The sequence below is a fragment of the Nonomuraea basaltis genome, assembly GCF_005893125.1.
Lineage (GTDB): Bacteria > Actinomycetota > Actinomycetes > Streptosporangiales > Streptosporangiaceae > Nonomuraea > Nonomuraea basaltis.
The window spans coordinates 1-8,410 of record NZ_VCJS01000365.1; the positions used below are offsets into that span (position 1 = coordinate 1).

At 68.8% G+C, this 8,410-nt stretch carries 8 protein-coding genes; 7 read left to right on the forward strand and 1 reads right to left on the reverse strand.

From position 1 onward, the window contains the following. Positions 1-249: 249 nt before the first annotated feature. Entirely contained in the window at positions 250-1,275 is a 1,026-nt protein-coding gene (locus tag EJK15_RS65370) for a LacI family DNA-binding transcriptional regulator (RefSeq protein WP_206062192.1), read from the forward strand. A 94-nt stretch (positions 1,276-1,369) separates the two neighbouring features. On the opposite strand, the gene EJK15_RS76975 is transcribed toward EJK15_RS65370, so the two are convergent. Further along, positions 1,370-3,925, reverse strand: a complete 2,556-nt coding sequence (locus EJK15_RS76975; RefSeq protein WP_138720281.1) for a LuxR family transcriptional regulator — start codon at positions 3,923-3,925, stop codon at positions 1,370-1,372. A gap of 103 nt (positions 3,926-4,028) precedes the next feature. On the opposite strand from EJK15_RS76975, the gene EJK15_RS65380 reads away from it, so the two are divergent. The 6 genes from EJK15_RS65380 (at position 4,029) to EJK15_RS65405 (ending at position 8,189) form a co-directional block, all read left to right on the forward strand. After that, on the forward strand, positions 4,029-5,117 hold the full coding sequence (locus EJK15_RS65380; protein ID WP_171075347.1) for a phosphotransferase: 1,089 nt from the start codon (positions 4,029-4,031) through the stop codon (positions 5,115-5,117). Between the two features lie 382 nt (positions 5,118-5,499). After that, the gene (locus EJK15_RS65385; protein WP_138720283.1) at positions 5,500-5,931 is read left to right on the forward strand and encodes a DUF6294 family protein; all 432 of its coding nucleotides are present in this window, start codon (positions 5,500-5,502) and stop codon (positions 5,929-5,931) included. Positions 5,932-6,147: 216 nt separating this feature from the next. Further along, complete coding sequence (locus EJK15_RS65390; protein ID WP_138720284.1) at positions 6,148-6,522, forward strand: hypothetical protein; 375 nt, start codon at positions 6,148-6,150, stop codon at positions 6,520-6,522. Between the two features lie 60 nt (positions 6,523-6,582). Then, positions 6,583-7,299 carry a DUF305 domain-containing protein gene (locus tag EJK15_RS65395; RefSeq protein ID WP_138720285.1) on the forward strand — a complete coding sequence of 239 codons (717 nt, stop codon included), beginning with the start codon at positions 6,583-6,585 and terminating at the stop codon, positions 7,297-7,299. A 267-nt stretch (positions 7,300-7,566) separates the two neighbouring features. Continuing rightward, positions 7,567-7,791 (forward strand): type II toxin-antitoxin system VapB family antitoxin, encoded by a 225-nt coding sequence (locus EJK15_RS65400; protein WP_138720286.1) that lies wholly within the window; start codon positions 7,567-7,569, stop codon positions 7,789-7,791. After that, complete coding sequence (locus tag EJK15_RS65405; protein ID WP_138720287.1) at positions 7,788-8,189, forward strand: PIN domain nuclease; 402 nt, start codon at positions 7,788-7,790, stop codon at positions 8,187-8,189. Before EJK15_RS65400 ends, EJK15_RS65405 begins: the two co-directional genes overlap by 4 nt. Positions 8,190-8,410 lie beyond the last annotated feature (221 nt).

Here is an 8,410-nt window from a genome sequence, read left to right on the forward strand (position 1 = left end):
GATGAAATCCCGGCCCTGGGGTGGGCGGGGGATACGTCATCGTCTCTCCTGTCGTGCGATCCGGCGGATCAAGGGACGGGCACATGTCCGTCTTTGTCACCCCTGATCATTTTCAGGCGCTTTGACCTTATAGGTTCAGCCCTCGTCGGCACCGCACTGGATGTGGCGCAGGCCGCTTGCGTTCGCTTCTGGGCAGGTGGGTCGCCTGGCGCTCAACCTCTCTCCTACGGTCGCGACTACGATGTGATCGTGAACACGAGCCCCCGACATGTCCGTAAAGGGGCCGTCCCGAGCATCCGCGACGTGGCCGCCGAGGCCGGCGTCTCGCACCAGACCGTCTCGCGCGTGCTGAACGAGTCACCCAGGGTGCGGCCCACCACCCGCGCCGCCGTGCTGGCCGCCATCGACCGGCTCGGCTTCCGCCCCAACCGGGCCGCGCGGACGCTCGGCCTCGGCCGTGCCAGCGGCGTCACCGTCGTGACCTCCAACACCATGCTCTACGGGTACGCCTCCACGCTCCAGGGCATCGAGGAGGCCGCCAGGACGGAGGGCGTGGCGCTGGGCATCAGGGTCGTGGAGTCGGCCGAGGTCAGGCAGACGGTCGACTATGTGAGCGACCCGAGCGCGGGCGGACTGGTGATCATCGCGTTCGATCCGCTGGGCACCGCCGTGCTGGAGGCGCTGCCGCCGCACGTCCCGGCCGTCGTGGCCGCCGAGCCGGTCGCACACGACCTGGGCCGGGTCGCGATCACGCTGGACGAACGACGGGCCGCCGCCGACGCCACCCAGCACCTGCTGGACCTCGGGCATCGGACCGTGCACCACGTGGCCATCCCGTCCGAGGGGCGGGCCGGTGGCCGGCAGGCGGGATGGCGCGACGCGCTGGGGCAGGCGGGCGCGGGGATCCCCGAGGTCCTGGGTTGCGGGTGGGACATCGAGTCCGCGTACGACGCGGGACGGCGGCTGGCCCGCGAGCCTGATGTCACGGCGATCCTGTGCGGCAACGACGACATCGCGCAGGGGGTGCGGCGGGCGCTCTACGACGCGGGCAAGGACGTTCCCGGCGACATGAGCATCGTGGGCTTCGACGACATCCCGGGCTCGGCGTTCTGGACGCCCGCGTTGACCACCGTGCGGATGGACTTCGCGGGGCTGGGGCGGGCGTGCTTCCACGCGGCGCTGGCCGAGCTGGGCGGGCAGTCGCAGCCGGAGATCTCGCTGGTGCCGCCGCGCCTGATCGTACGCGAGTCGACCGCGCCCCCGCGCCACCGCTGACTCCTTGGTAGTGGGCCACGGCTTTGGCTACTAATAAGCCTGATGCGCACCAGCGAACGAGTGCCCGGCTTCAGGCCAGGCCCCCGAGCACGTTCTAGTCGAGGACGCCGAGGATTTCGGCGAGGTCGTCGCGGTTGTTGACGCCGGTTCTTTCGTAGACGGCGACCAGGGTGTTGGCGACGGTCCGGGGGGAGATCACCAGCCGGTCGGCGATCTCTCTGTTGCTCAGGCCGGACGCCGCGAGGTGGGCGATCTCCCGTTGCCTGGTGGTCAGTTCGGGGGTGGCGAGGCCGGTCAGCGCGGGGGTCCGGGCGCCGTCACAGCGACGGGCGAGCGTCCAGGCCCGGGTCTGGGCGGTGTGCTCGGCCCTGATCATCCCCGTGCGCCGGTAGCCCGCCGCAGCCTGGGCGGATGCGTCCGCCGCGTGCAGCAGCAGGCCCAGTCCTTCGAATGACGCCGACACCGCCTCCAACTGCTTGGGGTCGTCCCCGGCGCGCGCGTGGCGGGCGAAAAGCGGTGCGAGGAGCCCGTCGATCTTTCCCTCCAGCCCGGTCAGCCGGTCCGCGACCAGGCCGGGAGCGCCGAACCTGACGACGTCGTGCAGCGCGAACAGCTCGTAGGCGGGCAGCCCGCGCGCCGCGTCGGCGGTCTCGATCGCGGTCTCGATCGCCCCGGCCACGTTGCCCTCGGCCGCCAGGGCCCAGGGCCGGGCGAGCCGGAACGCGAACTCCACCCGGTGCTCGACGTGCAGCAAGGCGAGTTCGTCTGCGAGGTCCATGGTCGCCTGTACGGCGGCCGCGTCACCCCGCAGCGCGTACGCGTGGGCCAGCTCGGCCAGGCACAGGGCGCCATGAATCGTCCGGCCGCGGAGCCGTACGATGGCCTGCCTGCACAGCCGGATCGCTTCGGCAAGCCGGCCACCGAGCCTGCTCACCTGCGCCCGCCGCGCCGCGAATTCGGCGATCGCGCGGTTCCACCCCGCGTGGTCCTCACCGAGGCGGTATCCCAGGTCGGCATATCGCCGCGCCGCCGCGAGATCGCCGGTCAGCACGGCGGCCATGGCGCCCCCCTTGAGCAGTTCCACCGCGAAGGAGGGCAGACCCTCGGGCTGCCCTTCGATCACGATCCATGTCTCGTCGACGACGGCCAGCGCCTGCGTGCCGCGGCCCTCATAGGGCAGCATGTTGGCCTCCATCGAGGACACGCCGATGGCGACGAGCGGGGTCAGCGGGCCGATGCGGCGAACCTCCTCCATCATCCGCCTGCACTGGGCGAACCTGCCGAGGATTTGCTCGAACGAGGTCCTCGTGGCCAGGACGCCCCGGCGCGGTTCCCGATCGGTCATGGCTTCGGCGGCGGCCTCGAGCGCGGCGCACGCTTCCGCCACGCGGCCGAGTCCCATGAAGAGGTTGAGGGCGCGCACCGTCTCGAATTCGGCTCGCACCTGGTCGTCCATCGGCTGGCCGGCCACCGCGAGCAGCACGGTCTCGGCCTCGTCGTACCGGTCGGAGTAGTGGAGCACGCTGGCCAGCAGGGCGGCGGCTGCGACGCCGCCCCCGGCCGCGACCGCGGCGCGGCCGAGCCGGATGGCCAGCTCCAGGTCGCGGACATTCCGGGCGGTACGGCAGGCCGCCATGAGGGATGCGACATCGTCGGCCGTCCCGCTGTCCAGCCGCCAGACCGCCGTCCGCAACACGTCCTCCCGGCTGCGCGATCCGGCCGCCTCCATGCTCGCCTCCACGGCCTCCGCGAGCTTGCGCAGCACCTCGCGGGCGCGCAACACCCCACATTGGGCGCGGATCACCTCGCCGTAGAGGGGGTGCGCGAGCCGCACGGAAAGGTTCTCCGGTGACACCACGATGAGTTGCCGGTCCTCCAGCCGCCATACCCTGTCCGCGGGGGCGAGGCCGGCGAGCAGGCCGGCGCTGAGCGGCTCGCCGTAGGCGACGAAGTCCAGCACCTCACGTTCGCCGGGCGTGATGTCGCCGATGCGGCTCTCGATCAGCTCGCTCAGCCGCATGGTCACCGAGATGTCGCCCTGCCAGTTCCACGCACCATGACGCTCGACGAGGGCGCCGCCGGCCTGACCCGCCAGCACGAGTTCGCGCAGGAACAGGACGTTGCCTTGGCTGATCCGCCACAGCCGCCTGGCGGTGATCGCCTCGACATGACCGCCGAGCGCGTCCGCGAGCAGCCGGTCGCTCTCCTCGGCTCCCAGCGGCCCGAGATCCAGGCGCGGCACGAGATCGTCCTTCCACAGCGCCGTCACCGCATCCGGCACCCGCTCCCCGCTACGCACGGTCGCCAGCACGCGCGCCTGCCCGCTCGCCACAAGGTGGTGCACCAGCACCGCAGACACTGCGTCGAGCAGGTGCGCGTCGTCCACCAGCAGCAGACGCTCACGACCGATGGCATCGGCCGCCCAGCCGATCACGTTGCCGGCCGGCAGCTGCGGCGGCAACAGGTGCGCCATCGCTCCCAGCGGAATGTCCGCCGCCGCGACCGTCGCCAGGATCCGTACCAGACCGGGCATACCCCGCACGGCCTCCGCCGCCAGGCGGCTCTTTCCCACGCCCGCCGGACCCACCACGACCACACCTCCGGCGTCGATCGCCGTCCGGATCGCCGCGAGCTGAGCCGATCTCCCCATGAAAGGCCAGAGGGGTTGCACAGAGGCATAGTAAGGCCCTGCAGCGGGATTAGAGTAGGCGGTACTCATGCGAGACAGCCCTAGCGGGCGAGATAGTCATCGCATGACCGCAATCTCCTCCACCATCGCAAACGTCGACCTGACCGCGCTGGTCCGAAAATGTGTAGGTCGGCCCGATGTGGAGGTCGATGTCGTCCGCGTGGAGCCGATCGACCACCAGTCCAGTACGCCGTCCACGGGCGGGTTGCGACGCGTGGCGGGCACCACGACCTGCGGCCGCGAATGGTCGTTCATCGTGAAGTCCCTTCACTCGGCCCGGCACTGGCCGCGCCTCGGGATGCTCCCCGAGCCGGTCCGGGCGGAGTTCGCGGCCGAATTCCCCTGGCGGGTCGAGGCCGACATCTACCGCTCCGGCCTGCCCATGCCTGAAGGCATGCGGCTCCCGCGCCTCTACCTGATCGACGACCTGGGCGACGACCGGCTCGACCTGTGGCTCGAGGACGTTCGGACCGCATCTGGGGAATGGGACCTGACCAGGTACGCCGCAGCGGCCAGGGCGCTGGGCCGGCTCGCCGCTCTGCGCCGGGTGGACCCGCCCGCCTCTGGCGTCGCGCTGCGGACATACGTGATGGGCCGGGTGGTCCAGGGGGCACTACCCGCCCTGCGCGAGAGCGAGACCTGGTCGCACCCTCTCATCGCCGACCATGCTGACCCCCTGCTGCGCATGGATCTGGACGCCTTGGCCCGCAGGATTCCCGCGCTGCTGGATGCGGCAGAACGGTTGCCCAAGTCGATGGCGCACGGCGATGCCAGCCCGGAGAACCTGCTGGTGCCCGCGGACTCGCCGGGCGAGTTCGTGGCCATCGACTGGGGCTGGCAGGACCCGGTTCCGGTCGGCTTCGACCTGGGCCAGTTGCTGGTCGGTCTCGCGCACCAGGGTGCGATCGAACCCGGCGAGCTGCCCGCCATCCACCGGACGATCGAGACGGCGTACGCACAAGGCCTTGCCGATGAGGGCATGCCGGCCGACCAGGCGACGACCGGCTACCTGACCACCCTGGTGCTCCGCAGCGCCTTCACCGCGATCCCCCTGGAGCGACTCGATGACCCGGTCACTCCCTCCCTGCACGAGCTGTTCCGCAAGCGCATCGGCCTGGCCAGGTTCATCGCCGACCTCGGCCTCACCCTGTGACACCTGCACATTCTCCCGTCACCGGACCGCTCGGGGCGGGACCACGCCCGTGAACCACACCGCCCGTCGCTGACCGATTTCGGCGTAGGGGTCAGGCCAGGGGCGGCCGATCCGGCGCCTTTACGGGTGCCGGCCCTCCAATTCGCTGGGCCTGCCTTCTCCATGCGGGTGGCCAGCGCTCTGCCCACCGGCTTCCCGGCTCCTTGATGTCAATGGTGTCCGGCGAACGGCGATCACCGATGGTCAGAGCGGCGCCGGAGCACGTATCGCACACACCGCTCATCCCCCAGTGCAGAAAGCCAACCCCCGGTCCTGGGGGAAGACCCCACCATCAAGATCCACCTGATCGGCAAGCGAAAGTCTCCAACGAAAGGAACGTGTCATGAAGATCCGCAGGATGATAGCTACGGCCGCGACCATGGGTGCTCTCACCCTTGGCCTGGCGCTCCCGACTACCGGGACGGCCAACGCGTCCGCCCCGGAGAAGGTTACGTTCACCTGGAACGGTTTCATCACTTCGGGTGACTGCGAAATTATGCGCGGTGCGACATGGACGCTGTTCTCGGACGGCAGGGCGCAGTTCGACGGCACGGTCTCCAGCACGGACGGCAACGACGCCTGGCTGATGCGGGCGCAGCTGCTGGACGGGAACAGCGCGCTACTCGGCGAAATCCGGGTGTCCGGGAGCACCAGCACCAAGTTCGTCAAGAACCTGCCCCGCGCCTGGAGCCGCTACCGGTGGTTCGCCCAGGGCCGATTCGACCCCAGCCTGTTCCCGCTGATCGAGCGTATGTCTCTGCGCAAGCACTGCTGAATTCATCCAGCCATCCGTAACCTTCAGTGCCGCTGCGCTCCTTCGACGCGCTGCTCGCCTTCCGGATCCGATGAACCCAGGGGCGTCAACGCGCGTACCTAGTGGTGCCCGTTCCTCGCATGGCCTGCACGGAACTCTTTTGCCCGGTCGGGGGACACACGGGCGCGTCCGGCACGGACGTGGAGTCGGAGAGCCTCGGGAGGTGGCGTGAGCGGGATGAAGCGGCAACGGATGGTCTGGCTGCTCCTCGTCACCCTCGGTTTCGGCGTGGCGGCCGTGCACATTCTGCGCTGCCATGGCCCGTCGGGGCATCCGGCCGCGCAGTCCGCCTCGTGGGTCACCCTTTCCGGGTACGAGACGACGTCCGGCGGTCCCAGCGACGTGGTGTCCTGTGCGATGGCGGCTGATCCACCTTTGCTGGGCCTGGCCGCGCCGACCTCGGTGGTCAAGCTGCCGCCGGCTCTGACCCTGCCGGCCGGGCTGCGAAGCGACGCCGGGGAGGGGCGTGTTGCGATGCTGTCCTGGCGGGGGAGGGGACCGCCGTCGTCGCCGGCTCCCGATCTGGCTGTCCTTTCGGTTCTGCGGATCTAGACCGACCGATCACCTTCGGTCTGCCTCATCCAATCCCAGATTCCGAAAGAGAGATTCACCATGACCACCGTTCACCGTGTCACCATGGCCACGGTCGCCGGAATCGGCGCCATCACCCTGCTCGCCGGCTGCGGCGGTTCGTCCGGCGCGACGACCGCAGGCGCCGCGCCCGCGGCATCGGCCAGCGACAGCATGGACGGCATGGACATGTCGCCCAAGCCCGCCGACTCGGCTGACGGCACCACGGACCAGTCGGCATCGGCGCCTGACGACGACAACATGGATGACATGGATATGTCGTCCTCGAAGCCCGCAGCGGACTTCAACAACGACGACGTGATGTTCGTCCAGATGATGCTCCCGCATCACCAGGAGGGCCTGCAGATGGCCAAGTGGGCCCGGACGAACGCCTCCAACGCCGAGGTCAAGAACCTCGCCATGAAGATCCAGATGGAGGGGCAGCCGCAGCTCGACAAGCTCAACGGCTGGCTCACCGCCTGGGACAAGCAGCCGCTGGCGGCCGACGACCCGATGATGACATCGATGGACGGCATGATGTCAACGGCCGAGATGGCCGAGATGAAGAAGATGAAGGGCGCCATGTTCGACCGCATGTTCGTCCAGATGATGATCAGCCACCATCAGGGCGCGATCAAGGTGGCCAAGGACGAGGTCGCCAAGGGTGACAACCCCAAGGCCAAGGCCATGGCCAAGACCATTCAGACAAGCCTGCGGACCGAACTCACCCAGATGAAGCAGTTGCTTCCGACGCTCTGAGCCGCGCCGGCCGATCCCGTACGGCACTCCGGCGGCCGTACGGGATCAGGCGGTCACCAAGATCTCCTATACGGGAATCGTAAAGATCGCGATCGGGTGTGCAGGTCACGCCCTTGCGATCACGTCTCACGCCGGCCCCCGCATCACGTCGACGCGGGGGCGAGCCTGCGGCTCTCAGGTGATCAGTGCCTTGACGGTGAGCACGGGCGGGGTGCCCTACCGCCTTGCGTATATACTGTTTGAGAGACGTATACATAGGTGGGTGTGATGGCCAAAACTGTGATCGACCTCGACGACGAAGCCCTGGCCGAGGCCGCGAGGGTGCTTGGCACTACGTCGAAGAAGGATACGGTCAACGCTGCTCTCCGGGAGATCGTGGATCGGCGCAGACGGGCAGCGGCTGTAGCCCGCATGCGTGAGATGGTGGCCGCAGGGGAGATCGACTTCTCCGTCATCGAGAAGGGTGACGACGCGAATCAGGCCGTTGCGTGACCGAGCTCTATTTGATCGACACCAGCGCCTTGGTCCGTTTCTACCGGGGACAGGTTGGCGCCGAATGGGATCAGACAGTTTCTGCCGGCCTTGTGGGCATCTGTGAGCCGGTACGGCAGGAATATCTTCGCGCCGTCGGTGGTCGACCTGCCTTCTACGAAGCCGACAGCCTTCTCCATGAGACCTTTCCTTACTATGTGATCCCAGATTCGGCCTGGGATGAGACGAGCGAATTGCAGCGAGAGCTCGCCGACAAGGGATGGCACCAATGCGCCTCCCCGGTGGATCTGCTCATGGCAGTGACAGCTCGGCATCACAAGCTGACCCTGCTCCACGCGGACGGTGACTTCGACACCATCTCCCGCCTCACTGGACAGCCGTCACGCTGGATCGGCTGAATATCGCCGCAGCCGGCCAGAAGCTTGAGGCCATGCGAGTCTGGCGGCCAGGCACACCCCACCGTCCATCTCGGCATGCCTGACTTTCGTTCCTCCGCTGGCCGCGCTATGCCCGGGTCATGACCCCGCAAGGGCGCCTGAGCCCCCGAGCGCGAAGCGCCCTGGCGAAGCTTTTTTGCTCGGGGGTGGGCGTCAGCAGGCCCGCTACTGCGTCGGGTGGC